Source organism: Streptomyces sp. MK7, from assembly GCF_032658145.1.
In the GTDB taxonomy this organism is placed as follows: Bacteria; Actinomycetota; Actinomycetes; order Streptomycetales; family Streptomycetaceae; genus Streptomyces; species Streptomyces spiralis.
Window position 1 is genome coordinate 132,887 of the sequence record NZ_JAVACL010000014.1, and the last position, 24,998, is coordinate 157,884.

The 24,998-nt window shown below is 71.7% G+C and carries 18 protein-coding genes; 10 read left to right on the forward strand and 8 right to left on the reverse strand.

The window, feature by feature from the left end; translation table 11 throughout:
- Positions 1-225 precede the first annotated feature (225 nt).
- Complete coding sequence (locus tag R2S09_RS18115) at positions 226-444, reverse strand: hypothetical protein (protein ID WP_306186553.1); 219 nt, start codon at positions 442-444, stop codon at positions 226-228.
- Here R2S09_RS18115 and R2S09_RS18120 point away from each other — a divergent pair.
- Complete coding sequence (locus R2S09_RS18120; RefSeq protein WP_306186555.1) at positions 437-736, forward strand: hypothetical protein; 300 nt, start codon at positions 437-439, stop codon at positions 734-736. The two genes, R2S09_RS18115 and R2S09_RS18120, sit on opposite strands and share 8 nt — an antisense overlap.
- Before the next feature lie 281 nt (positions 737-1,017).
- On the opposite strand, the gene R2S09_RS18125 is transcribed toward R2S09_RS18120, so the two are convergent.
- Together R2S09_RS18125 and R2S09_RS18130 are read right to left on the reverse strand one after the other, a co-directional pair.
- Positions 1,018-1,470, reverse strand: coding sequence for a hypothetical protein (locus R2S09_RS18125; protein ID WP_306186556.1), 453 nt, complete (start codon positions 1,468-1,470; stop codon positions 1,018-1,020).
- Positions 1,471-1,704: 234 nt separating this feature from the next.
- Positions 1,705-2,949: an MFS transporter gene (locus R2S09_RS18130; RefSeq protein ID WP_316742037.1), complete on the reverse strand. Its 1,245-nt coding sequence runs from the start codon at positions 2,947-2,949 to the stop codon at positions 1,705-1,707.
- Between the two features lie 87 nt (positions 2,950-3,036).
- Between R2S09_RS18130 and R2S09_RS18135 the strand changes: the two genes are divergently transcribed.
- The 3 genes from R2S09_RS18135 to R2S09_RS18145 all read left to right on the forward strand — a co-directional run bounded on the left by R2S09_RS18135 (position 3,037) and on the right by R2S09_RS18145 (position 6,361).
- Positions 3,037-4,077 (forward strand): helix-turn-helix domain-containing protein, encoded by a 1,041-nt coding sequence (locus tag R2S09_RS18135; RefSeq protein WP_316742039.1) that lies wholly within the window; start codon positions 3,037-3,039, stop codon positions 4,075-4,077.
- Between the two features lie 126 nt (positions 4,078-4,203).
- The gene (locus tag R2S09_RS18140) at positions 4,204-5,829 is read left to right on the forward strand and encodes a transposase (protein ID WP_316742041.1); all 1,626 of its coding nucleotides are present in this window, start codon (positions 4,204-4,206) and stop codon (positions 5,827-5,829) included.
- A 19-nt stretch (positions 5,830-5,848) separates the two neighbouring features.
- On the forward strand, positions 5,849-6,361 hold the full coding sequence (locus R2S09_RS18145) for a glutathione peroxidase (RefSeq protein ID WP_316742043.1): 513 nt from the start codon (positions 5,849-5,851) through the stop codon (positions 6,359-6,361).
- 90 nt (positions 6,362-6,451) lie between these two features.
- Here the strand turns inward: R2S09_RS18145 and R2S09_RS18150 are convergent, their stop codons facing one another.
- The gene (locus R2S09_RS18150; RefSeq protein WP_316742045.1) at positions 6,452-8,278 is read right to left on the reverse strand and encodes an MFS transporter; all 1,827 of its coding nucleotides are present in this window, start codon (positions 8,276-8,278) and stop codon (positions 6,452-6,454) included.
- A 152-nt stretch (positions 8,279-8,430) separates the two neighbouring features.
- A complete protein-coding gene (locus R2S09_RS18155) occupies positions 8,431-10,884 on the reverse strand; it encodes a D-alanyl-D-alanine carboxypeptidase (RefSeq protein WP_316742046.1) in 2,454 nt (817 codons plus the stop codon).
- Positions 10,885-11,068: 184 nt separating this feature from the next.
- Between R2S09_RS18155 and R2S09_RS18160 the strand changes: the two genes are divergently transcribed.
- From R2S09_RS18160 to R2S09_RS18175, 4 genes are all read left to right on the forward strand, one after another.
- Positions 11,069-11,824 (forward strand): GPP34 family phosphoprotein, encoded by a 756-nt coding sequence (locus R2S09_RS18160; protein ID WP_306186568.1) that lies wholly within the window; start codon positions 11,069-11,071, stop codon positions 11,822-11,824.
- A 421-nt stretch (positions 11,825-12,245) separates the two neighbouring features.
- Entirely contained in the window at positions 12,246-13,112 is an 867-nt protein-coding gene (locus R2S09_RS18165; protein WP_306186570.1) for a helix-turn-helix transcriptional regulator, read from the forward strand.
- A gap of 217 nt (positions 13,113-13,329) precedes the next feature.
- On the forward strand, positions 13,330-13,521 hold the full coding sequence (locus tag R2S09_RS18170; protein ID WP_030165206.1) for a DUF397 domain-containing protein: 192 nt from the start codon (positions 13,330-13,332) through the stop codon (positions 13,519-13,521).
- Between the two features lie 436 nt (positions 13,522-13,957).
- On the forward strand, positions 13,958-15,547 hold the full coding sequence (locus R2S09_RS18175; RefSeq protein ID WP_306186571.1) for a sodium:solute symporter family protein: 1,590 nt from the start codon (positions 13,958-13,960) through the stop codon (positions 15,545-15,547).
- A gap of 32 nt (positions 15,548-15,579) precedes the next feature.
- Here R2S09_RS18175 and R2S09_RS18180 read toward each other — a convergent pair whose 3' ends face one another.
- The 3 genes from R2S09_RS18180 to R2S09_RS18190 form a co-directional block, all read right to left on the reverse strand.
- Positions 15,580-16,698, reverse strand: coding sequence for an ADP-ribosylglycohydrolase family protein (locus R2S09_RS18180; protein ID WP_306186572.1), 1,119 nt, complete (start codon positions 16,696-16,698; stop codon positions 15,580-15,582).
- A 219-nt stretch (positions 16,699-16,917) separates the two neighbouring features.
- The gene (locus tag R2S09_RS18185) at positions 16,918-17,487 is read right to left on the reverse strand and encodes a L,D-transpeptidase (protein ID WP_316742049.1); all 570 of its coding nucleotides are present in this window, start codon (positions 17,485-17,487) and stop codon (positions 16,918-16,920) included.
- A gap of 92 nt (positions 17,488-17,579) precedes the next feature.
- Entirely contained in the window at positions 17,580-20,165 is a 2,586-nt protein-coding gene (locus tag R2S09_RS18190; protein ID WP_316742051.1) for a bifunctional FO biosynthesis protein CofGH, read from the reverse strand.
- Between the two features lie 65 nt (positions 20,166-20,230).
- Between R2S09_RS18190 and R2S09_RS18195 the strand changes: the two genes are divergently transcribed.
- A complete protein-coding gene (locus tag R2S09_RS18195) occupies positions 20,231-21,751 on the forward strand; it encodes a CehA/McbA family metallohydrolase (protein ID WP_316742053.1) in 1,521 nt (506 codons plus the stop codon).
- Positions 21,752-21,899: 148 nt separating this feature from the next.
- On the forward strand, positions 21,900-24,842 hold the full coding sequence (locus tag R2S09_RS18200; protein ID WP_316742054.1) for a BTAD domain-containing putative transcriptional regulator: 2,943 nt from the start codon (positions 21,900-21,902) through the stop codon (positions 24,840-24,842).
- The last annotated feature ends 156 nt before the right edge of the window (positions 24,843-24,998 follow it).

Sequence of the window (24,998 nt, forward strand, 5' to 3'; positions counted from 1 at the left end):
CACCCGAACCAACCGCCCGCAGCACGGCCCGTGGCTCACCCCTCCGGTGAGCCACGGGCCGCTTGCCGTCTGCGACCGCCGGCACCAGAAGCCGCGCGTGCCAGCCCACTCGCCCTGCGAACGTTTCTGCAGGTCAGCATGCATATAACTTGATCACCTGTGATGGTGAATCGGCCCGGAACCCGGCAACCGGGTGCCTCCTGCCGCAGTTGTCCCCGGTGCTCATCACTCATCGTGCTCATCACTCATGAGGACCAACAGGGGGATCACCTTGATCACGCCACGCGTCACGCGTCTCATCACCACCCTCGCCGCCGCAGGAAGCCTTGTACTGACCGCTTCGACGAGCGCACATGCCACCGCGATCGGATCGACTCCGGTACGCACCTTCGAGTACAGCGTGGGTGGCGTGACGATGAAGGTGCCGACGGGATGCATGTTCACCCACGTCATCCGTGGCAGCGGAAGGAAGATCACGTACCAGAACGCCGGCGTCGACTGCGCCTTCGTCGGGGCGCTCAGCAGCGGCTTCTGCAACTGGCGCATCGACTTCAGCTATGCCGACACCAACAACCGCACGTATCGCACCTCCCGCGGCAGGACGCACAGCGAGTGCAAGATCGACCCGATGCGGAACAACTCTCCTCAGACGTTGCCTCGTTATGGAAAGGCGTGTGCGCACCTCTACGTCAACGGGGTGCGACGGGTGAGCCAGTGCCATCACATCACGAAGTGAGTCGGTCATGATCGAGCAGCGGCGGCAGCAGTCGAACCATGTGCGGGAAGCGCGGCAACGGCGTGCCGGAGTTGGGTGGTTCGTCGGTGGAGTTGTGGCGGCGCTGTGCTTCTTCGCCTTCTTTCCGGGGATGCCGCATGTCGTCGACTGGGGTGCCGTTCTTGTCTCGCTGGGGGTCGGGGCGCTCGCTCGGTGGGGGTGTCACTCGTGGATGTCGAGGGCCGGGGGGAAGAGGGACGAACGGGTCCGCGGCGGCTGACGGAGGCGTGTGCTGCCCGGTGTCACAGGGCCGTTGTGCGTGGGGAGCGGTGGGCGGTCAGGGCCCAGATGACCCAGGTGTCCAGGGCGATGGAGATGATGGCCCACAGGGGGAGGTGGGGGAGCCAGAGGAAGTTGGCGACCAGGCTGAGGGAGGCCATGAACACGCCCAGGACGCGGGCCCACAGTGCGTCCGTGAGGAGGCCGAGGCCGGTGATGACGGCGATCAGGCCCAGGATCACGAGGACCCAGCCCCACCCGGTCAGGTTGAACCGGTAGACGTAGTTGTTGATGCGGGCGTAGATGTCGTCGGACGCGATGGCCGAGATGCCCTTGAGGATGTTCAGCAGGCCGTCCACCAGGAGTACGACCCCGGCGAACACCGTGCCGCCGGCCGCCCACGGGCTGGTCGCGCCCTTGGCGCCGGCATGGGCGTCGGGGGGAAGGTGTTGCGGCGTTGTCGGCTGCTGCGTCATGGCGTCGTCCTCCCTGGGGTCGGATGCGTCCACCGTGTGCGTGGGGGAGCCCCGTCACCAGCGGGAGACGGCCGGACGGGTGAACTCCGGCGGTCGTGTCAGGGCGGCGTCCGCTTCCGTGGCAGGGCGGCGTGGTCGGGGTCGGGGTCGGGGTCCGGGGCCCGCCATGCCCCCCACGGGCACCTCAGACGTCTCGCCGCGCTCCGCCGGTTTCGTGCGGCAGCCGCACGGCACCTACGGCACCTGCGGTGCCGGCCGTGGTGCCGTGGCCTTCGTCCGGCGTGCGGCCGCGGCCAGTGTCAGGGTCACCCCGGTGGACGCCAGCGCCATCACCGTCATCGCCGCCGCGGGCGAGGTGACCTGGGCCACCGAGCCCGCCAGCGACGCGCTCACGCCCTGGAGGGTGAGCATGCCCGCGGAGTGCAGCCCGAGGGCGTGGCCGCTCAGTTCGCCAGGGGTCAGTGTCATCAGTCGCTCCTGCTGCACCAGGCTCGCGCCGAAGCCCGCGGAGGCGAGTGCCACCAGGCAGGCCGCCACCGGCACGGGCGGGTGCAGGACGAAGAGCAGATACGGCCCGGCCAGCAGCAACAGCAGTGGCGTGGCCACCCGGCGGCGTACGGCGGGCGGCAGCAGGCGGCCCACCGTCAGGTCGCCGGCCAGCATCCCCAGGGCCGCGCAGGCGAACAGCGTGCCGGCCGCGCTCGGGGCGTACGACACGTACAGCGACTCGCAGCCGACGACCAGCCCGTTGGGGAGCCACAGGCCCAGGTACGTCAGCCGGCGCGGGCGGTCCGACCACAGGCGGGCGTTGGCGCGCCAGGTCGCCGAGACGGACGTGCGGCCGGAGGAGCGGGGCGGGCGGCGGCTCAGGCCCAGGCGGAGGACCCCCGCCGCCACCGCGAACAGCACCGCCGCGAGCAGCAGCGAGACGCGCGGTGACAGCACCGCCACCAGTACGCCGCCCGTCGCGTATCCGGTGATCTGCATGATCCCGCTCATCATGTTGAACACCGAACGACCGAGCAGATAGCCGTCGCCCCCTCCCTTGCCCCCTCCCCCGCCGTCGCCGTCGCCGTCGCCGTCGCCGCTGGAGAGGATCTCGTTCAGCAGGCCCCACCGCACCCCTCCGCCCAGGGACGCGACCAGCCCCTGGGCGAGGACGACGGCGAAGACCGCCCACACCGGCAGGCCGGGCAGCGCCAGCACCGCCGTACCGGCCGCGAAGGCCAGCGCAATGCCCGCCAGCGCCCGGCGCGGCGGCAGCCGGTCCGCACCCGAGAGGAAGAGGGTCGCGCCCAGCACCTGGGCGATCGAGGGGCCGAACATGCTCACCGCGGACAGCAGCGGCGAGTCCGTGGCCCGGTACACCAGTGTGCCGAGCGCCAGTCCGCTCACCGTCTGGGCCACGGTCTGGGCGGCGGAGGACAGGAAGAGCGGGGTGAACTCCGGGGTGCGGAACAGATCCTGGTAGCTGCGCATGCGCCGGAGTCTCGGGCCGGCCCGGCACCGGTCGTTATTGTTTCGCGCACCCGCGAAAGGTACGGAACCCGTCCGGAGGGAGGACTCGTGGGCTGGTGGCAGGTGAACGCCGACACGCTCGCCGGGAGCCGGTTCGTGCTCTCGCCGCTCGCCGAGACCTTCGCGAGCCTGAAGCTGCTGCACATGGGCGTGGGAAGGCATCCGGGCGAGCATGCCTGGCTGCGCGACCACCTGCCCGCCTACCGGCAGCGCCTCGCTGCCGATCCCGTCACCGCGCTGCTCGTACGGGCCGGCATCGGCCGGGACTGGATCGCCGACTTCCTCACACCCACGCCACGGGACGACGAGGGTTTCGAGGACGGCGTCGCCCGGGTGCGCGCGGCCGATCCGGCCGAGGCCCGCGCGAATCTGCGGGTCTCGCTCGCCGGGCCGCTGCCGGCCGCGCTGGAGCGGGACGACCTGCCCGAGCGCGCGGCCCGGCTCCTGGAGTACGTCTGGACGGATGCCGTACGGCCCCACTGGGTCCGGCGGCGGCGCGTCCTGGAGGCCGATGTCGTCGCGCGGACCGCGCAGGTGAGCCGGGGCGGCTGGGCGGCCGTCCTGGACGCGCTGCGGCCGGGGACGCGCTGGCTGGGCGAGAACCGGCTCCAGGTCAACGCGCACGAGTATCCGCCGCGCGAGGTCTCCGGCGCCCAGCTCGTCTTCGTGCCCGTCACGCCGCAGACCGGCTGGGTGTCGTGGGAGGAGTCCGACCGCCGGTACGCCGTCGTCTACGGGTGCTCGGGCGCCCTCGCCGGCAGCGGGGTCGGGCGGGCCGCCGTCCCGGCGGGCCTGGGCGCACTGCTGGGCGGCGCCCGCGCCCAGGTGCTGGTCCTGCTCGACACACCGCTGAGCACCACCCAGCTGACCGCCGTGACCGGCCAGGGCCTGGGATCGGTCGGCCGCCACCTGAAGGTCCTGCTGGACGCGGGGCTGGTGGAGCGGCGCAGGGCCGGCCGTTCGGTGCTGTACTCCCGGACGGGGCCGGGCCGGGTTCTCGTCGAGGCGGCCCGCCGGCCGGACCTCCGCCGGGGTTGTGAACAGGTGGCAGTCGAGGGCACAGGAGCGTGTTCTGACACGCGGAAGTGAGCTCGGCGAGGACGGACACGCCTCCGGCCTGGAACAGAGATTCCTGCATCGAATGCGTGACCATCGTCGGTGGTGGTCGTTGGGAGTGGTGACGGGTTTCTTCGACACCGTGCCGGGGGTGAAGGGGTGGGTGGTCTGCGGGAGGTGGCAGCGCCGTTCGTGGTGCCCGGCCCCTCGGGGGTCGCGGTCCGTGACCGGCTCAAGGGCCTAAGCGCCACGGACGAAAGGGTGCTGCGACTGGTCGGCGGCCATCTTGGTTCGCTCGCCTCCCGTGATCTCAAGGCACGGTGCGCGGCCGGACCGGACCACGACAGCGAGCAGTGGGCCGAGCGCAAGCGCGCCCTCACCCAGGAATCGTCGTCGCGCTGGGCCGGGGCGATCACGAAGGCCAGTCATCACCAGTGGGCGCTGGCCCGACGCGGACACCTCGCACACATCCACGGCCTGCAAGCCGCTGTGCGCACCATCACGCACCGGCTGTCCCTCCCGGTCGGGGAGAAAGGCAGCAAAGGCACTCCGGGCGGCTACCGCAGCAGGCAGGAGTGGTTCGTCAAGACCCGCCGTCTGCATGTCCTCGCCGACCGGTTGGAGGCGGCGCGGGCCGAGTGGGCGGCCGGTGTCGTGCGCGTGGTGCGCGGCGGCAAGCAGTTGCTGAACACCCGCCACCACCTCGATGCCGCCCAGCTCACCGAGCCGGAGTGGCGCCGGCGATGGCAGGCCGGGCGCCGGTTCCTCCAGGCGGACGGCGAGTCCGGCAAGCGCTACGGCAACGAGACCGTCCGCGTCACCCCGGACGGCGAGGTCTCGATCAAACTCCCCGCCCCATTGGCGCACCTGGCCAACGCCCCGCACGGCCGGTACGTGCTCACCGCCCGGGCATCGTTCGCGCACCGGGGCGAGCAGTGGCGCGACCGGGTCACCTCCAACCGGGCCGTCGCCTACCGCATCCACGAAGACCCGGTGCGCGGGCGCTGGTACCTCACCGCTTCCTGGACCCTCCCGCCGGCCGTCACGGTACCGCTGGCGGCGGCCCGCGCGCGGGGGATGGTCGGGGTCGACACCAACGCCGACCACCTGGCCGCCTGGCGCCTCGACGCCCACGGCAACCCGGTCGGCGCCCCGCTGCGGTTCGGCTACGACCTGTCCGGCACCGCCACCCACCGCGACGCCCAGGTCCGCCACGCCCTCATCCGGCTGCTGCACTTCGCCAAGCGTCACAACCTGGCCATCGGCGTCGAGGATCTCGACTTCGCAGCGGCCAAGCTCCGGGAGAAGCACGGCCGGCGCAAGAGGTTCCGCAAGCTGATCTCCGGCATGCCCGTTTCCAGGCTGCGAGCCCGGCTCGTCAGCATGGCGGCCGAACTCGGCGTCCCTGTCCTCGCTGTCGACCCGGCCTACACCAGCAGGTGGGGCGCCCAGCACTGGCAACAGCCCCTGGCCAGCCAGAACAAGAAGGCCACCCGCCACCATGCGGCAGCCGTGGCGATCGGCAGGCGCGCCCTCGGGCACCCGATCCGGCGACGGACGGCACCGCCCCGCGACGACCGGAGTGATCGTCGCGGGCATCGGACCGTCCAGGCCCGACCGGATGCCCGAGGGCGTGAGGAACCCCGCCCCCGCATCCCCGGAACACGGACACGATCCGTGTCACCGGACGCGGAGCGAAAGCGGGCGACCAGGGCATCCAGAACCGTTCGGGATACCCGCAGCGACCAGGCATGGGTCCAAGACCCACTCCTGCTCACTGACTAGGAACGGTTAGCATCCGCCCATGACGACTGCAGACAGCAACGGCGCCTCTCCCCTCGACGTGGAGATCGGCGCCCTCCAGGGCGGCTCCGCGAACCTCCCGCAGTACGCGGGACAGGCCGTCCTCATCGTGAACGTCGCCTCCCGGTGCGGGCTGACCCCGCAGTACGCCGGCCTCGAACGCCTGCACGAGAAGTACGCGGCTCGGGGCTTCACCGTGCTCGGGGTGCCGTGCAACCAGTTCATGGGGCAGGAGCCGGGCAGCGCCGAGGAGATCGCCGAGTTCTGCTCGGCGACGTACGGCGTCACCTTCCCGATGACCGAGAAGGTCGAGGTCAACGGGGACGGCCGGCACCCGCTCTACGACCGCCTGACCGGCTTCGCCGACGCCGACGGACACAGCGGCGACATCCGCTGGAACTTCGAGAAGTTCCTGCTCGGGCGGGACGGCCAGGTCGTCGCCCGTTTCTCTCCGCAGACCGATCCGGAGGCGACCGAGATCGTCACGGCCGTCGAGGCCCAGCTGGCCGGCTGAGCCCGCAGCCCACCGGGCGCGAGCCACCAGGCGCATCCACCAGACGCGACCCACCGGGCGCATCCGCCTGGCGGCCTTGCGCCCGTCGCCTCACTTCAGTTGGTCCGGGCACGGCGTGCCCCGGGGAAGCTGGTACGGGGCCGCCAGGCGGTACGTGCCCGCCCGCGGCGCGAGCAGTGTCGTCCACTTGTCGCCCTTGACGTCCTCCGGGGCCTGGGCGAGGCAGCCGTTGAGGTTGTCGTAGGTCTTCGGGGTGCCCTGGGCGCGGTGCTTGGAGGCGTCGGTCTCCTGGGGGGGTTTGAGGCTCTTGCCGCGCTCGTCGACGAGGCTGAGCCACGGCGAGTACGGGATGCGGATGAGGATCCGGCCCGGCTCGCGCACCTCGATGATCAGCTCGCCCTGCTCGGCGCGGTCGACGACCGCGTTGGGCTCGGCGAGCGGCTTGGGGTCGGTCACCTTGAACAGCTGCCAGTTGGCGTCGCCCCAGATCTGCCGCAGATACGGCATGCCCCGCTGCACCAGGGCACGCTCGCGATGCCCGCCGTCACCGTCGGGCTCGTCCTTGGGCAGCACCACGTAGTGCACCGCCCAGCGCTGGAGCCACTCGTGGTAGTTCGCCGAGTTGAGCGTGTCGTCGTAGAAGAGCGGGTTGCGCTGCATGTCGGCCTGGCGGTTCCAGCCTCGGGCCAGGTTGACGTACGGCGCCAGCGCGGAGGCCTCGCGGTGGGAGCTGGCCGGGACCACCTCCACGCGTCCCTTCTCCGCGCCGACCTTCTGCAACTGGTTGACCAGGGGCGCGAGCTCCCGCGACCAGGACGCGGCGGGTGCCGTGTGGACGATGTCGTCGACCGTCTTGAAGCCGATCCAGCCGACGAAGCCGACCAGGGCCAGCACGACGGTGTACCACTCGCGCGAGCGCGGGATCTTGAAGGGCAGCACCGCCACCAGCACCACCCCGGCGAACAGCATCGCCAGCCGGGTGATGTTGGAGCCGATCTGGGAGCTGATCAGCCAGACCCCGACGACCGACAGGGCGTAGACCCAGGAGGTGATCCGGACCGTCTTCCACTGCCGGGGGACGAGGACGGCGGCGAGGACGGCGTACACCAGCGGCAGGATCACCGAGCCGAACGTCATGGGCTGGGTGCCGGAGAAGGGGAACAGCAGCGCCGAGACGGCCACCACCGCGGTCGGCGCCACGCCGAGCGCCCAGGCACCCGGGCGGCGCTTCTGCAGGAACAGGGCCACCGCGATCAGTCCCACGAACAGGCCCGCGACCGGCGAGGCCATGGTCGCGAGCGCCGCCAGCGGGGCGGCGACCAGCGCCTTCGCCCAGCGTTTGTGGCGCCAGCGGTACGGCCAGCAGAACACGGCGGCCAGCGCGCCCAGCGCGAACATCGTGCCCAGCCCGAACGTCACCCGGCCCGACACCGCGTTGCACAGCAGCCCGAAGACCCCGGCCAGCGCCGCCCACAGGGGGTTCCTGACCGAGCGGCTGCGGATGAGGACCAGCGTCAGCAGGCCCGCGGAGACCGTGCCCGCGATCATCATCGTCGTACGGACACCGAGCACCGACATCAGATACGGCGAGACCATGCTGTACGACACCGGGTGCATGCCGCCGTACCAGGCGAGGTTGTACGCCGAGTCCGGGTGCCGGCCGACGAACTCCGCCCACGCGTCCTGCGCCGCGAGGTCGCCGCCGCTGTTGGCGAACGTGAAGAACCAGACGATGTGCAGCACTCCGGCCATGCCGGTGATCGACAGGGCGGGGTGCCGCAGCATCCGCTCCCGCAACGCCGCCACCGCGGCCCGGGCGCGGTCGCGGCCGGCGTCAGTCGTGGACGAACCTATTCGCGGGCCGGCTCCCGGTCCCCGCTCGGCGTCGTCGGCGCGTGTCGGCTCCGCAGTGGCCACCTGAAGGCACTCCCCGTGTCCCGTCTCCTGTTCGCGGCCGCGCCTCGCGACCGGCGACGTGCCCCGATTCGTGACGCTAGCACGCACCCCGCCGGGGAGCTCCCGGGTGGGGCTTCCCGACGGGGTGCGGGGTGCGCCGGATGTCCGGCGCGTCAGCCGATGCGGGTCAGCTTCTCCGCGAAGCCGGGCTCGGCGAGGTCGTTCCGCAGGGCCACCGGTACCCGTACCGCTCCCTGCGCGCCGTCACCGACGGTGAGCGTGCCCACCTTGGTGCCGGCCTTCGCGGAGTGCGGCAGGCGGCCGACGGTCAGGGACAGCTCGACCTTCAGCCCGGCCCAGCCGACCGCCGTGACGTCCTCGGTGATCACGACCGGGGTGCGGCCGCCGAGCTGGTCGTCGACGTACCCGACGACATCGCCCTTCTTCAGGATCTTCGCCGAGGTCAGCGCGTCCTCGGCGGCCTGAAGCGCGGTCCTGCTGACCGTGTTGACCGTGTCCAGGATCGACGGCTTGTGCTGGCCGAGGATCGCGCCGACGACGGTGACGCTCTGGCCGTCGACGTTCTTGCGGGCCGCGAACAGCAGGTTGCCGCCGGCCGCCGTGGTGGTGCCGGTCTTGATGCCGATCGCGCCCATCCGGAACGGCAGATCGTTGTAGTTCCGCCAGTTGTGGCCGGAGGGGTCCGTCCAGCTGGCCGCGCGGGTGATGGCGATCAGGGCCGGGATCTTCACGACCTCGTTGCCGAGCTTCACCTGGTCCTGCGCCGTGGAGACGGTGGTCTCCTTCAGGCCCGAGGGGTCGGTGTACGTCGTGCCGGTCATCCCCAGCTCCTTGGCGGTGTCGTTCATCTTCTTGACGAACGCCGCCTCGGAGCCCGCGTCCCAACGCGCCAGCAGCCGCGCGATGTTGTTCGCGGACGGGATCATGACGGCCGACAGGGCCTGCTTCTCGGTCAGGAAGTCGCCCGCCTTGACGGTGTTGAGCGTGGACTCGCCGGCCTTGTAGTAGCCGCCCTCCTTCTCCGCCGTCGCGTCGACCTTGATCTTCGGGCCTTCCTGACCCGGCTTCAGCGGGTGGTCCCGGAGGATGATGTACGCGGTCATGGTCTTGGCCACCGAACCGATGGCCACCGGAGTCTGGTTGCCGAAGTGGTCCATCGTGCCGATGCCCTCGCCGTCCATCCAGCCCTGCCCCTCGCTCGGCCAGGGCAGGCTCACCCTGTCGCCGTCGAAGCTGTAGCTGTCCTTCGCGGTGAGCGTCAGAGTGGGGGACGGCAGCGGGCGCACGGCCTGCACGATCGCAAAGACGATCGCGAGGAGCACGACCAGCGGCGTCCAGATCTTCACCCGGCGCGCCACGGTGCGCAGCGGCGTCTCCGGCGGCGGCGGAGTGTTCGTCAGCTCGGCCAGCAGGTCCAGTGGCGGCTTGGGCGGCAGGGGCTGCTGGGTGGTGCGCTCCAGACCGGTCAGACCGGTCAGACCGGTCGGGGCGGCGGGGGGCCGGGCCCCGGGTCGCGGCCTCGGCTGCTGCTGCGGCTGCGGCTGCGGCTGCGCCGGGCTGGGTGCCGGCTTCGACCGCGGTCGCGGTTGTGGTTGCGGCTTCGGCTGCGACGGCGTCTGCGGCCTCGGCTGCGGTTTGCGGGTCTCCGGCGCGTCGAGCGGCTTGAGCGCGATGAACTTGCTGGTGCGTTCGACGTCGGACTCGCCGGCCTCGGGGGCCGGCTTCTGCTCGCCGCTCTCCTTGCCGGCCTTCGCGTCGCCCTTCTTCCCGCCGCCCAGCTTGAGCATGGTGGTGGGCTGGTCGACGGCCGGCTTGGGCCGGGGTGCCTTGAAGACGGCGGTGGGCTGGTCGACGGGGGGCTCGGGCTTGGGCTCGCTCTTGGGCGCGGGCTCGGGCTCGGGCGCGCGTTCGGGCTTGGACTCGGACGTGTCCTTGCCCCGCGCCGCGTCGTCGCCGACCTCGGTTCCGGCTTCGGCTTCGGCTTCGGCTTCGGCTTCCGGAGCGTCCTCGGTGGACTTCGGTTCGGGCTTCTCGGCCGTCTTCTTCGCCTTCTCGGCGTCGCCCGTGCCCTTCTTGGCGTCCGCGGAGCCCACCCACGCGGCCACGGCCGCGCGCAGACGGGCGTCACCCTCCACGTCGGCCCGCTCGCCGTCGTCCGCGCCGTCCTCGTTCGTGTCGTCACCCTCGTCCGAGGCCGCCGCCCGGTCGTCCCCGGCCTCGGCGCCGTCCTCAGCCTCGGCGTCGGCGGATTCGGCCGAGTTCCCGACCTCCTCGCCCGATTCGGGCATTTTCGAGCCTTCTACCTTTTCAGGCTTATCGGATTTCTCGGAGTTCTCAGACTTCTCGGACTGTGCAGCCTCCGCCGAGTCCTCCTCGGCATCCGTCACCAGATCCCTTACGGAGAGCACCCGCGTGGCCGTATCCACGCCGCCGTGACTCTCGGACGTACCGGACTCCCCCGCCGGCGCGAGCCGAGGATCGCGAACATCACGCGCCTCGCCCCTGGCCTCGGGAACCGGACCCGCGCTCCCCGACGTCGGTTCTGCCGACGACTCGCGCTGCTTCGACCTGTCGGGGGACTCGCCCGCCACCGATGCCTCCTCCATGTGCCGCACGTCCCGCGTGCCGTACCGCTGTCCGAACCATGTACCAGTGTCCTGTGTACGGGCCAAACCCACGCGGAAGACGAGAACGACATACCTACCGGTTCCACTACGAACAGGTCACGCACCCTCGACAGACCAATGTGAGAGGGGTCACCCTGTCATTCATCCACGCGGGGAGGCATGGATGGGCAGGAGCCGCAGAACACTTCCGGAGGAGCTTCTGCTGCTGGCACTGGACCCGGCCACGGGTACCACTGCGCAGCCGCAGTCGCTCGACCTCGGTCTGGCCGGAGCACAGCTAGTGGAGCTGGCGCTGGCCGGACGGATAGCCCCAGACGGGGATCGTATCGCCGTGGTGGTGCCACGGCCGACAGGAGATCCGACTCTGGACTGCGCGTTGGAGTTGCTGCGAAGGCGCGGCGCTCCGGTACGGGCGGTCCACTGGATCGGCGGGCCGCGTCTCGGGCTCCGCCAGACCTATCTCTCGCATCTGGAGCGGTGCGGCATGGTGGCCGCCGTGCCGGGTCAGATGTGCGGGGTGCTGCCGACCACTCGCTACCAGGCGACGGACACCGCCATCAGCCGTGAGATCAGGGCCCGGCTGGATTCCGCGATCCGCACCGGCGTGCCGCCGGACCCGCGGACGGCGGCGCTCGCCGCGCTGGCGCACGCGGTCGGCCTCGGCAAGCACCTGTATCCGGGCAACGAGGGCCGCTCGTCCCGTTCCCGGCTGCGGGACCTGATCAGGCACGACCCCATGGGCGGCCTCGTGGCGCACGCGGTGATGGACGTCCAGAACGGTGTGGCGGCCCAGCCGCGCCGCAGCCCGGGACCGGCGGGCCGTCAGGCCACCGCCGGAGCCAGGCCCGCGCAGGAACCCGCCCGGGGCGTTCCGATGCAGCCGCGCCGCGGATCCATGGCGCGTGCCGTGGCCCACTGAGACCGCGCGCACGCACACCAGGGCACGCGGACCGCAGCGCACCCGCACAGCGGAGCACGGACGCGGCACCACAGCGCCCGAGCACCGCGGCCCACAGCACGACAGCGCACCGCAGCACGACAGCACGGCAGCACGGCAGCACGGCAGCACAGCTCACCAGCACGACAGCGCACGAACCGCAGCGCACGAACGCCGCACCGCACGTCCCCAGACCCGGTTCGGGAGCCGCTGGTTCGAGCGGGGTGGCGAGATCGTACGGTCTCGCCACCCCGCTCGACCGCCCACCGGCGCGCACCGACGTCCGAACCGGCCCGCGGCCGCCGCATATCCGGCGTTTCCCAGCGGTAGAAAGCACCTTGGTGGCAGTCTGCTCAGCAGCAGATACGCAAAGTAGAGGCATGCAGCCGGAGGTGCACGTCCCGTGGCGTCCAATGTCAATCCCACCGTCAGGCGGCGCCGGCTGGGCCAGGAGCTGCGCAGGCTCCGCGAGCTCAAGGGCATGACGGCCGAGGAAGTGGCGGAGCGACTGCTGGTGTCGCAGTCGAAGATCAGCCGTCTGGAGAACGGCCGGCGCAGCATCAGCCAGCGCGACGTCCGTGACCTGTGCGGGGTCTACGAGGTGGAGGACCACCGGATCGTGGACTCGCTGATGCAGATGGCCAAGGACTCGCGCCAGCAGGGCTGGTGGCACTCGTTCGGCGACATCCCCTACAGCGTCTACATCGGCCTGGAGACGGACGCGGCGAGCCTACGGGTGTACGACCCCCAGGTCGTCCCCGGCCTGCTCCAGACGCGTCAGTACGCGGAGGCCCTGATCGCCGGCGCGCTGCCGGAGACGGCGCCCGCCGACATCGACAAACGGGTCCAGGTCCGGATGCGTCGGCAGGAACGAATCTCCGCCACGGAGAACCCGCTGCGCCTGTGGACCGTCCTCGACGAGGCCGCCCTGCGCCGGACCGTCGGCAACCGCTCGCTGATGCGGGAGCAGTTGGAGCACCTGGTCGAGCAGTCGCAGCTGCCGCACGTGACCGTACAGGTCATCCCCTTCGACATGGGCGCGCACCCGGGTCTCAACGGCCAGTACGCCATCCTGGAGTTCCCGGACGCGGCCGACTCCAGCGTGGTCTACATCGAGGGTGTCACCAGCGACCTGTACCTGGAGAAGGCGAACGACGTCCAGAAGTACAGCGTGATGTACGAGCACCTGCGGGCGCAGGCGCTGAACGTGGAGCAGTCGCGCCAGTTCATCGCCGGCATCGCGAAGGAGTACGCGGGGTACACAGGCTGAGAGGCGGGCACCGTACACCCTCACCACTTACGGAGGGAAGACCCGCTGGAATATGCCATCCGGACGAGTGAATGGCCGCGTCGGCCGCGGAGTGTGGCGGGTAGCGTCGATCACGCCATCGAGCAACACCGTTGGCGAAAACCGCGCTGTGGGTTCCTGCCGAACGCGTCGTGCGGTGACAGCAACTCAACCACTCCACAGGCAATCCGGAGCAGAAATGGCAATTCGTCAGGGCGCCACGGAGACGTGGACCAAGTCCTCGTACTCCACGGGCAACGGCGCATGCGTCGAGGTCAAGTCACCGGTGGTCGCGGCCATGGCGGTCCGGGACTCCAAGGTCCCCGAGGGCCCGGTGCTCGGCTTCCCGGCCGATGCGTGGAACTCCTTCGTGGCATCGATCAAGGCGTGAACGGGAGGATCTCCCTGATCCTCCCCCCGCCGCCGCGATCACCGGACCGACAACCGAATCAGCACGGCAGGCGCTCCGGACACACCGAGCGCCTCGCCCAGAGCCCCCTCGACCAGTTCGCCGTCCTTGCCGAGGGGGCTCTCCGCGTTTCCGCACACCCTTCAGCTCCTCCTCCGACTCCCCCTCCCGTCCGGATCCCTCCTCCCACCTGTGATCCCCTTCCCCCCCGCCATCTACTCAATTCGTTCATGTAGCTGAACCAAGGTCACCAGCCAGAACATTTTTACTCGCTCTTGACCTCACGCTTCCTTGTCGTGCCCGCGTAACCCCACCCACGATGAGCGGGCACTTCGCGGCCTTCCTCGCCCCTACCCCGCTCAGGCGAAGTGCCAACCAGCTGAGTGGAGTTCACAAGGCGGACCCTGGAAGGGGGCACATGAACAGTCTCGACTGGGCCGTGCTCATCGGCTACTTCGGCGTGATGGTCGCGATCGGCCTCTGGTCGCACAAGCGGGTGGACGACGTCAGCGACTTCTTCACCGCGGGCGGCAAGATGCCCTGGTGGCTGTCCGGCATCTCGCACCACATGTCCGGCTACAGCGCGGTGATGTTCACCGGGTACGCGGGCATCGCCTACACCTACGGCGTCACGTCCTTCATCACCTGGTCGTTCCCGATCGCGCTGGGCATCGCCATCGGCTCGAGACTGTTCGCGCCGCGCATCAACCGGCTGCGCTCCCGCCTGCATGTGGCCTCACCGCTGGAGTACCTGAAGAACCGCTACAACCTCTCCACCCAGCAGGCGCTCGCCTGGTCCGGGATGCTGCTGAAGATCGTGGACGTGGGCGCCAAGTGGGCCGCGATCGCGACCCTGCTGTCCGTGTTCACCGGCGTGAGCCTCAACCAGGGCATCCTCATCACCGGCGCGATCACCGCCGTGTACTGCACCATCGGCGGCCTGTGGGCGGACGCGCTGACCGAACTCGGCCAGTTCGTCATCCAGTTGCTGGCCGGCCTGTCGATGTTCGTGGCGGTCGTCCTGAAGCTGAACGACAAGGGCATCGGCTTCCTCGGCGCCTGGGACGAACCGGCCCTGCACGGCCACGGAAAGCCCCTGGTCGGCCCCTACGGCACCGTCTTCCTGCTGGCGTTCCTGTTCATCAAGCTCTTCGAGTACAACGGCGGCATGCTCAACCAGGCCCAGCGCTACATGGCGACGGGCAGCGCCCGCCAGGCCGAACGCTCGGCCCGACTGTCGGCGATCCTGTGGCTCGTCTGGCCGGTCGTCCTCTTCTTCCCGATGTGGATGTCCCCGCTGCTGGTGCACGCGCAGAAGCCGGACGGCTCCGACTCCTACGCCCTGATGACCGAGCAGCTCCTTCCGCACGGCCTGCTGGGCCTGGTCATCGTGGGCTTCTTCTCCCACACGATGGCCATGTGCTCCTCCGACGCCAACGCCATCGCGGCCGTCTTCACCCGGGACGTGGCCCCGGTGCTGTCGCGGCGGGCGCGGGCCTGGGGCGAGCGCAGCGGCCTGGTCGCCGCCCGGGTGACGACGGTGGTCTTCCTCGGTCTGTCGATGGCGGTCGCCACCCAGGTCGACTCGCCCACCTTCAAGGACATCATCACGGTCGTCATCAAGTGGGTCGCGGGCCTGATGGGCCCGATCGCCATCCCGATGATGCTCGGCCTGCTCCGCACGTTCCGCCGCTCCGGCCCGACGGCCGCGCTCACCAGCTGGGCCGCCGGGCTGCTGGCCTTCTGGCTGGTGAACTACCCGATCAACTGGAGCGTCGACGGCGGTGTACCGCTGCAGTACCAGGTGTCGGTGCCGCTCGCGGTGTCCCTGGTTCTCTACATCGTCATCGGCTACGTCAGGCCGGAGGACACCCCCGAACGGCTCGCGATCATCGAGCGGGTCAACACCGACGGGGACGGGGACGGCGACGGCACCTCGGCGGGCGCGGTGGCGGTCCCGGCACAGGCCGGCGCGGGCGACGACGTGGTGGGCACTCAGCCGTCGTAGGACTCTTCAGGCCCGTGCCGCCCGAGGACCTCTCAGGCCCCGCGCGGGTACCTGGCCAGCCAGCCCGGAGCCGACCCGGCGGGCCCGTGCAGCGCGGGCCCCTGGGTCATCTCCATCGCGAAGTCGTCCGCGAGGACCAGCAGGGTGGGACGGCCCTCCAGCTCGGCCAGCCAGGCCGGCGGGAGGGCCGTCTCGCCGTGCAGGGCACCGAGCAGCCCGCCGGCGAGGGCGCCCGCCGCACCCGAGGGACCGCTCTGGTTCACGGCCAGGTACAACCCGTGCCGTACGTCCTCGCCGACGAGCGCGCAGTACACGGCGACGGCCAGCAGCCCCTCCGCCGTACCCGCCCCCGCCAGCTCCTCCACCCGGGCCGGGGTGGGCATGCCCTGGCGCACCGCGCCCAGCGCGTGCTGGAGGGCGTCCGACACCGGCTCGTGCCCGGGCCGTACGGCGAGCAGCGCCAGCGCCTTCTGCACGGCGCCGTCGAGCCCGTCACCCCGGGCGAGACCGTGCACGATCACGGCGTACGCCCCCGCCGCGAGACAGGCGGTCGGATGCCCGTGGGTCTGTGCGGCGCACTCCACGGCCAGCTGCACCACCAGCTGCGGCTCCCACCCGACGAGCAGCCCGAACGGCGCGGACCGGGCGGCCGCCTCCGGTCCGGCCTCCCCGGGATTCCTGGGGACGTCCAAGGTGCCCATGGTGTCGTCCGCGAGCCCGACGAGCAGCGCCCGCGCCGGATCCCTGCGGGCGTACAGCCACTCCTCGCGGGCCAGCCATCCGTCGTCCTTGCGGCGCTCGTCGGGCCCCCAGTCCCGCTGGGTCGCCGCCCACCGCAGGTAGGCCCGGTGCACATCGGTCGGCGGATGCCAGGCGCCGGTGTCGCGCCGCACCTGCGCCCGGATCAGACCGTCGACGGAGAAGAGCGTGAGCTGGGTGAAGTGCGTGACGGCACCGCGCCGCCCGTGCGCGGGCACCAGGTCCACGACCCCCTCGGGGCCGTGCGCCTCCCGGATCGCGTCGAGGCCCAGCCCGTCCACCGGCGACCCGAGCGTGTCGCCCAGGGCCACCCCGAGCAGCGTGCCCCGCACCCGGCTCCGGAAGTCCTGCTGCTCGCCGCGCCCCCAGACGGCACCGGACGTCGCAGTCACCCCGACCTCCCTCACGGCACCGTCCGTACGCACCACGCCAGCACTGTAATCGAAGGGGAACGGACCGTTCGAGTGGCGGACGGGCACACCCGACCGGGCCCTTGCCGCTCACAGCGCGTAACGCCCCTGGACGGCGTCGCGGGCCGTGGCGATCGCCGCCAGGTGGGGGAGCGATGCGGTCGCGCTCGGCGTCCGGGCCGGGCGCGGCGCGCCGCGCCGCTACCGGACGACCACGACCCTCGTCCCCTTCGGCGCGAACGCCCACAGCGCGGCCCCGTCGGCCTTGGCCGTGCGGATGCCGCCCGTCTTGGTGCCGGAGGCGGCAGGCGGGGGCGAGGAGCCGTCCACGGCGTTGCTGAAGGCGATGAAGACGCCCGACTTGCCCGCGAAGTACGTGATGTGCTCGATGTGAACCCCGTCGGACCCGGTGGTGGCGGCCACGCGCTGGGAGATCGCGTAGGCGCCGGGGTTCGGGCTCACCGTGCCCGGCCAGACCGGGAAGGTGCGGGTCGGCTTGTCGCTCGCGTCGACCAGCCACACGCGCTTCTGGCCCAGCGAGTAGACGATGCGGCGACCCGTTCCCGAGGAGGCCGGAACCGCCGGCGGCGCGGTGTGCTTGGGGGGAGCGGCCGACGGATGCGCGCCCGCCGAGGCCGAGGTGCGCGGGTGGGCGGCCGTGGCCAGGGGGTGCGGGCCCTGGTCGGCCTGTACCGCCAGTACCACGACCACGGCGACCGCCCCCGCGGTCAGGCCGCTGACCCAGGCCCACGAGGGTATTCGGGCAGGCATGGGCACGCATCTCCTCGGCTACTCAGCTACTCGCCCCCGCAACAGCCGGATCATCGTACTGTGGGCCGCCTCCCCCACCGGTGCGGCACCGTTCAGTCCAGCACCGGAAGCAGTTCCGGCAGATGACCGTCGGAAGCCGCCGCCACGCGCTGCCGCTCCTCGGGGACCTCACCGTAGGTGGTCGTCCGCGGCTTCGCGGGCCGCCCGGCCGCCGCGGCCACCGCCACCAGGTCCTTGACCGACTTGTACGAGCCGTACGACGAGCCCGCCATCCTGGAGATCGTCTCCTCCATCAGGGTGCCGCCCAGGTCGTTCGCGCCGGAGCGGAGCATCTCTGCCGCGCCCTCCGTGCCCAGTTTCACCCAGCTCGTCTGGATGTTCGGGATGTGCGGGTGCAGCAGCAGGCGGGCCATCGCCGTCACCGCCCGGTTGTCCCGCGCGCTCGGGCCGGGACGGGCGATGCCCGCCAGGTAGACCGGGGCGTTGGTGTGGATGAAGGGGAGCGTCACGAACTCCGTGAAACCGCCCGTTTCCTGCTGGACGCGGGACAGGGTCCGCAGGTGCCCGAGCCAGTGGCGGGGCTGGTCGACGTGGCCGTACATCATCGTGGAGGACGACCTGATGCCCAGCTCGTGCGCGGTCGTCACCACCTCGATCCAGGTCGCCGTCGGCAGCTTGCCCTTGGTCAGCACCCAGCGGACCTCGTCGTCGAGGATCTCCGCGGCCGTGCCGGGGATGGTGTCCAGGCCCGCCGCCTTCGCCTCCGTCAGCCACTCGCGGATCGACATGCCGGTGCGGGTCGCACCGTTCACCACCTCCATCGGCGAGAAGGCGTGCACATGCATCCCGGGGACGCGCTCCTTCACCGCCCTGGCGATGTCGAAGTACGCCGTGCCGGGCAGGTCCGGGTGGATGCCGCCCTGCATGCAGACCTCCACCGCGCCCACGTCCCAGGCCTGTTGCGCCCGGTCCGCGACCTGCCCCAGGGAGAGGGTGTAGGCGTCGGCGTCCGTCCTGCGCTGCGCGAACGCGCAGAAACGGCAGCCGGTGTAGCAGACGTTGGTGAAGTTGATGTTCCGCGTGACGATGTACGTCACTTGGTCGCCCACCGCCGACTTCCGTACGTCGTCCGCGACCTCGCACAGCGCGTCCAGCGCCGGGCCGTCCGCGTGCAGCAGCGCCAGGGCCTCGGCGTCGGTCAGGCGCGTCGGGTCGTCGGCCGCCGTGCGCAGCGCCTGCCGTACGTCCGCCTCGATGCGCTCCGGTGCCATGCCGGGGGCCGCCGCCTCGCGCAGGGCGTCCCAGTCGCCGTAGACCTCGTCGAAGTCGTCCCGGCGGTCGGCGGTGCGGCCCTCGGTGTCGATGGTGCGGTGCAGGTCGGTGCGGCCACTCGCGGTGAAGGCCTCGTCCGGTTCCTGCCAGGGGCGGCCCTCGACGGTCGCGTCCTCGCGGGCCAGGCCCGTCTCCGGGTCCGCCAGGGCGCTCACGTGCGGGCGCAGCCTCGGGTCGAGCCAGGGTTCGCCGCGCCTGACGAACTCCGGGTACACGCAGAGGCGCTCGCGCAGTGCGAACCCGGCCGCGGCCGAGCGCTCGCGCAGGAGGTCGATCCGCGGCCAGGGGCGCTCCGGGTTGACGTGGTCGATGGTGAGCGGCGAGACACCGCCCCAGTCGTCGATGCCGGCGCCGATGAGGCGCTCGTACTCCGCGTCCACCAGGTTGGGCGGGGCCTGGAGGCAGGCGGAGGGGCCCAGGATGTGCCGGGCGACGGCGATGGTGGCGACGAGGTCGTCCAGCTCCGCGTCCGGCATGCCGCGCATCGCCGTGTCCGGCTTGGCGCGGAAGTTCTGGATGATCAGCTCCTGGATGCCGTGGTGGGCTCGGGCGACCTTGCGGAGGGCGAAGAGGGACTCCGCGCGCTCCTCGTACGTCTCGCCGATGCCGATCAGGATCCCGGAGGTGAACGGCACGGAGGAACGGCCGGCATCCTCCAGCACCCGCAGCCGTACGGCGGGTTCCTTGTCCGGGGAGCCGTGGTGGGGACCGCCGGGCTCGGACCACAGCCGCTCGGCCGTCGTCTCCAGCATCATGCCCATGCTCGGAGCGACGGGCTTCAGGCGCTGGAAGTCGGTCCAGGTCATCACGCCCGGGTTGAGGTGCGGCAGGAGACCCGTCTCCTCCAGGATGCGGATGGAGACGGCGCGGACGTAGGCGATGGTGTCGTCGTAGCCGTGCGCGTCGAGCCACTCGCGCGCCTCGGGCCAGCGGTCCTCGGGCTTGTCGCCGAGGGTGATCAGGGCTTCCTTGCAGCCCAGTTCGGCGCCCCGGCGGGCGATGTCGAGGACCTCGTCGGGGGACATGAACATCCCGTGACCGGCGCGGCGCAGCTTGCCGGGGACGGTGGCGAAGGTGCAGTAGTGGCACTTGTCCCGGCACAGCCGGGTCAGCGGGACGAAGACGCTCTTGGAGTAGGTGATGACACCGGGGCGGCCGGCCGCCTCCAGCCCCGCGTCCCGCACCCGGGCGGCGGAGGCGGCGAGGTCGTCGAGGTGCTCCCCGCGGGCCTGGAGCAACACGGCCGCCTCGGAGACGTCGAGGGCGACGCCGTCCCGGGCCCGCCTGAGTGCGCGACGCAGCGAGTTCTCGGTGGGTCCGGTTCCGGGGGCCGCGGAAGTCGTCATCCTCCGAGCATACGATCGCGGTGATCCACGGCCCGGTGTCCGCCGCTCGGCAGACCGCTCCGCTCATGACGGGTGCCGCCGCGGCGCCTACGTTGGGAAGCGTGACCTTCGCGAGTGGCGCCGAAGCCGCGGGCGGCGAGCGGCGGACCCGGACGATCCGCGGCACCCTGCCGGCCGGCTCACCGGACTACGTGTACGTTCCCGTCGAAGTGCCGCCCGGTGTACGGGAGATCCGGGTCGCCTGCGCCTACGACAAACCGTCCGTCCCGGCCGGCACCCCCGGCAACGCCCTGGACATCGGCGTCTTCGACGCGCACGGCACCGGGCTCGGCGGCCGTGGCTTCCGCGGCTGGTCGGGCGGGGCGCGCTCGGAGTTCTTCGTCCGCGCGGACGACGCCACCCCCGGCTACCTCCCCGGGCCGGTCGACCCGGGCACCTGGCACATCGCGCTCGGCCCCTACACGGTGGCGCCGCAGGGCCTGTCGTACGAGATCACCGTCACGCTCACCCACGGCGAGCCCGGCCGGGCCCCCCGCCCGGTGTACCCGCCCGCCCGGGCCGGGGGCCGGGGCCGGGCCTGGTACCGGGGCGACTGCCACCTCCACTCCTGGCACTCCGACGGCCGCCGCACGCCGGCCGAGATCGCGGCGCTGGCGCGGGCGGCCGGTCTGGACTTCATCAACACCTCCGAGCACAACACGAACTCCTCCCACCCGCACTGGGCGGACCAGGCGGGCGACGACCTGCTGATCCTGCTGGGCGAGGAGGTGACGACCCGGAACGGCCACGTACTGGCCCTCGGCACCGAACCCGGCACCTTCGTGGACTGGCGCTACCGGGCACGCGACAACCGCTTCGGCCGCTTCGCGCACGACATCCGCCGGGCCGGTGGCCTGGTCGTCCCCGCCCATCCGCACGCCACCTGCACCGGCTGCGCGTGGAAGTTCGGTTTCGGGGAGGCGGACGCGGTGGAGGTGTGGAACGGCCCGTTCACACCCGACGACGAGATGGCGCTGGCGGCGTGGGACGCGATGCTGGTGGCGTCCCTGCGACAGGGACGGGAGGGGCTGGCGGGAGCGCAGCCCCGGCCGCAGTGGCTTCCGGCGATGGGCAACAGCGACGCCCACCGCCCTCCGGACGCCGTGGGCACCCCCCAGACGGTCGTCCTGGCCGACGACCTGACCCGGGAGGCGATCCAGGAGGGCATCCGCGCGGGCCGCTCGTACGTGGCCGAGTCCCAGCACGTGTCGCTCACCTTCACGGCGAGCGGCGACGGCGGCGAGCACGCCGGGATCGGGGAGCGGCTGCGGGTCGCCGAGGACACCCCGGTGACGGTCCGCCTGGAGGCCTCCGGTGTCCCGCGCTGCACGACCCGCCTGGTGACCGACCAGGGAGTGCTGCTGACCAGCGACCCGTTCCCGGTCTCCGGCTCCGGGATGGTCGAGTGGCGGACCACACCGGCCTACGCGGCGTACGTCCGGGCGGAACTGCGGCACGAGACGGCGGCGGGGCCGCTGCCGGGCGTGATGGCGGCCTTCACGAACCCGGTCTTCCTGGGGCCGGAGCCGCATCAGGAGCAGCAATAGGCGGGAACGCGGGAGGTGTTGTGTGCACCGTGTGACGCCGCACCCCTCGACCTGTGATCGCTGCCTCCCCCAGCTGACGCATCTGCCATGAACAAGGCAAACTGGCCTCTCGGTTGTGGAAGGTTCGTCAGGGGGCCAGGGGGCAGCGATGGACGGTGTACCGCGAGTGCCTGAACAGCGGGGCCCCGGGGAATCGGCGACGCTCCGGTTCGGCGTGCTCGGGCCGGTGCGCGCCTGGCGCGGAGCGGAACCGCTGGCCACCGGCTCACCCCAGCAGCGCGCGCTGCTCGCGGCGCTGTTGCTGCGCGAGGGACGTACGGCGACGGCGTCGGAGCTGATCGACGCGCTCTGGGGCGAGGAACCGCCGTCGCAGGCGCTGGCGGCGCTGCGGACGTACGCCTCCCGGCTGCGCAAGGTGCTGGACCCCGGGGTCCTGGTCAGCGAGTCGGGCGGCTATGCGGTACGGGGCCTGCGCGAGGGCGCGCTGGACCTGGCGGTGGCGCAGGACCTGGCCGCGGAGGCGGACAAGGCCCGCGCGGCGGGGGATCTGCACCACGCGCGCGGGACGCTCGAACGTGCCCTGGCTCTGTGGGACGGCGAGACGCTGGCGGGGGTGCCGGGCCCGTACGCCGAGGCGCAGCGCGCACGCCTGGAGGAGTGGCGCCTGCAACTCCTCGAATCCCGCCTGGACATGGACCTTGAGCAGGGCTGCCATGCGGAGGCGGTCTCGGAACTCACGGCGCTCACGGCGGCGCACCCGCTCCGGGAACGCCTGCGCGAGCTGCTGATGCTCGCCCTCTACCGCAGCGGCCGGCAGGCGGAGGCGCTGGCGGTCTACGCCGACACCCGGCGCCTCCTGGCCGACGAACTGGGCGTGGACCCGCGCCCCGAGCTGCGCGAACTCCAGCAGCGGATCCTCCGGGCGGACCCGGCGCTGGCGGAACCCTCCGCACCGGCCCCGGAGCCGGCCGCGACCCCGGTACGCCCGGCGCAGCTGCCCGCGACCGTCCCGGACTTCACCGGCCGCACCTCCTTCGTCGTCGAACTGAGCGAGGTGCTGGCCTCGGCGGAGGGCCGTGTGATGGCGGTCTCCGCCCTGGCCGGCATCGGCGGCGTCGGGAAGACGACCCTGGCGGTGCACGTGGCGCACCAGGCGCGGAGCGCCTTCCCGGACGGCCAGTTGTACGTCGATCTCCAGGGCGCCGGGGCGAGGGCGGCCGAACCGGAGACGGTCCTGGGCTCCTTCCTGCGCGCCCTCGGCACGGCGGACTCGGCGATCCCCGACTCCCTGGAGGAACGGGCGGCCCTGTACCGCTCGGTCCTGGACGGCCGCAGGGTCCTCGTCCTGCTGGACAACGCGCGCGACGCCGCCCAGGTCAGACCCCTGCTGCCGGGCACGGCGGGCTGCGCGGCCCTGATCACCTCCCGCGTCCGCATGGTCGACCTCGCGGGCGCCCACCTGGTCGACCTGGACGTGATGAGCCCGGAGGAGGCCCTGTCGCTCTTCACCAAGATCGTCGGCGAGGAGCGCGTGGCCGCGGAGCGCAAGGCCGCCCTGGACGTGGTGGCGGCCTGCGGCTTCCTCCCCCTCGCGATCCGCATCGCGGCATCCCGCCTGGCCTCGAGAAGGACGTGGACGGTCTCGGTCCTGGCTGCGAAGCTGGCCGACGAGCGCCGTCGCCTGGACGAACTCCAGGCGGGCGACCTGGCGGTCAAGGCCACCTTCGAACTCGGCTACGGCCAGCTGGAACCGGCCCAGGCCCGGGCCTTCCGCCTGCTGGGCCTGGCGGACGGCCCGGACATCTCCCTGGCGGCGGCAGCGGCGGTACTGGACCTCCCGGTGGACGAGACGGAGGACCTGCTGGAGTCCTTGGTCGACACGTCCCTGCTGGAATCGGCGGCCCCTGGCCGCTACAGGTACCACGACCTGGTCCGGCTCTACGCGCGTGCCTGCGCGGAGAGGGACGAGCAGCCACCGAGCGAGCGGGAGGCTGCGATGTCGCGGTTGCTGGACTTCTATCTGGCTACGGCGGCACGGGTTTATGCGATGGAGCGGCCGGGGGATCGGGTCGTGGACCACCTGCAGCCGACCGAGTACCCGGGGCTCGGGTTCACGGACCGGCACGGGGCCCAGGACTGGCTGTACGCGGAGGCCGTGTCCCTGCTCGCGTGTGTGCGCCAGTTCGCAAGGCCGGGCACCCTGCTGCGCGCCATCGACCTCCTGTGGGTCGCCGTCGACCTGACCGAGTCCGGCGCAAACTCACGCGAGTACGACGCCGCCGCCCTCGCCCTGCTCGACGCGGCACGGACCTGCGGGGACCGGCGCGCGGAGGTACGGGCTGCGGTGGTCCTGGCCAACGCCCACCAGCTCTCGGGGCGTTTCACGGAAGCGGACGACGCCGCCCGCCAGGCCCTGGAGCTGGGGGAAGCGCTCGACCACCCGCTGGCACGTTGCTGGGCCGAGAACTGCCGGGGTGCCATGGCCTTCTACCAGCGGCGGTACGACGACGCCGAGAAGCACTTCAAACAGGCGCTCACCGATTTCCGGGACTGCGGGGACCGGGCCGGCGAAGCCAGCGTCCTGTGCAACCTCTCCCGCATCCACGTGGTGACCGGGCGCCCCAGGACCGCCGTGGAACTGGCCCAGCAAGGTGTCGACATGTACGAGGCCCTGGGCCACACCGTGAAGAGCGCCAACGGACGATACGCCCTCGGCATGGCTCTCACTCAGAACGGATTGCACGCCGAGGCGACGGAGCGGTTGCAAGAGGCGCTCCAAGTCTTTCGTGAAAGCCGCCAGCGGCTGTGGGAGGGCATGACGCTGTTCCGGCTGGCGGAACTCGACGTCGAGACCCAGCGGCATGCCCAGGCCTCGGCCAACGCCGAAACCGCGCTGACCGTGCTTCGCGGAATCGGTGGTGAGTGGCGTCGGGGGAACGTACTCACCGTTCTGGGCCGGGCTCTGCACGGGATCGGGCAGTCCGGGCGAGCCCAGGTGTGCTGGCAGGATGCCCTTTCCATCTACGAGGCGCTCGGCTCTCCCGAGGCCGAAGCGGTCCGCGCGCTGCTGGCACCGGCTGCCGCCATGTGAGCCCGCCGCGACGTTCATCGTTCGTTTATCACCGGGCGCCATTCTCTTGTTGCGAGACCGTCGTGTCGGGGGGCAGACGGATCGCCGGTGAGGACGCCCCGCCAACGATCTAGTGTGGGGCGACCAGTTGTTCGTCCGGCCGTCCATCGGGGGAAC

Excerpts from the sequence above, each read along its gene's own strand:
- R2S09_RS18175 (WP_306186571.1), top strand. The coding sequence starts at position 13,958 with ATGAACAGTCTCGACTGGGCCGTGCTCATCGGCTACTTCGGCGTGATG.
- R2S09_RS18130 (WP_316742037.1), bottom strand. The coding sequence starts at position 2,949 with ATGCGCAGCTACCAGGATCTGTTCCGCACCCCGGAGTTCACCCCGCTC.
- R2S09_RS18170 (WP_030165206.1), top strand. The coding sequence starts at position 13,330 with ATGGCAATTCGTCAGGGCGCCACGGAGACGTGGACCAAGTCCTCGTAC.
- R2S09_RS18120 (WP_306186555.1), top strand. The coding sequence starts at position 437 with ATGTTCACCCACGTCATCCGTGGCAGCGGAAGGAAGATCACGTACCAG.
- R2S09_RS18160 (WP_306186568.1), top strand. The coding sequence starts at position 11,069 with ATGGGCAGGAGCCGCAGAACACTTCCGGAGGAGCTTCTGCTGCTGGCA.
- R2S09_RS18145 (WP_316742043.1), top strand. The coding sequence starts at position 5,849 with ATGACGACTGCAGACAGCAACGGCGCCTCTCCCCTCGACGTGGAGATC.
- R2S09_RS18155 (WP_316742046.1), bottom strand. The coding sequence starts at position 10,884 with ATGGAGGAGGCATCGGTGGCGGGCGAGTCCCCCGACAGGTCGAAGCAG.
- R2S09_RS18185 (WP_316742049.1), bottom strand. The coding sequence starts at position 17,487 with ATGCCTGCCCGAATACCCTCGTGGGCCTGGGTCAGCGGCCTGACCGCG.
- R2S09_RS18190 (WP_316742051.1), bottom strand. The coding sequence starts at position 20,165 with ATGACGACTTCCGCGGCCCCCGGAACCGGACCCACCGAGAACTCGCTG.
- R2S09_RS18125 (WP_306186556.1), bottom strand. The coding sequence starts at position 1,470 with ATGACGCAGCAGCCGACAACGCCGCAACACCTTCCCCCCGACGCCCAT.
- R2S09_RS18195 (WP_316742053.1), top strand. The coding sequence starts at position 20,231 with ATGACGGGTGCCGCCGCGGCGCCTACGTTGGGAAGCGTGACCTTCGCG.
- R2S09_RS18200 (WP_316742054.1), top strand. The coding sequence starts at position 21,900 with ATGGACGGTGTACCGCGAGTGCCTGAACAGCGGGGCCCCGGGGAATCG.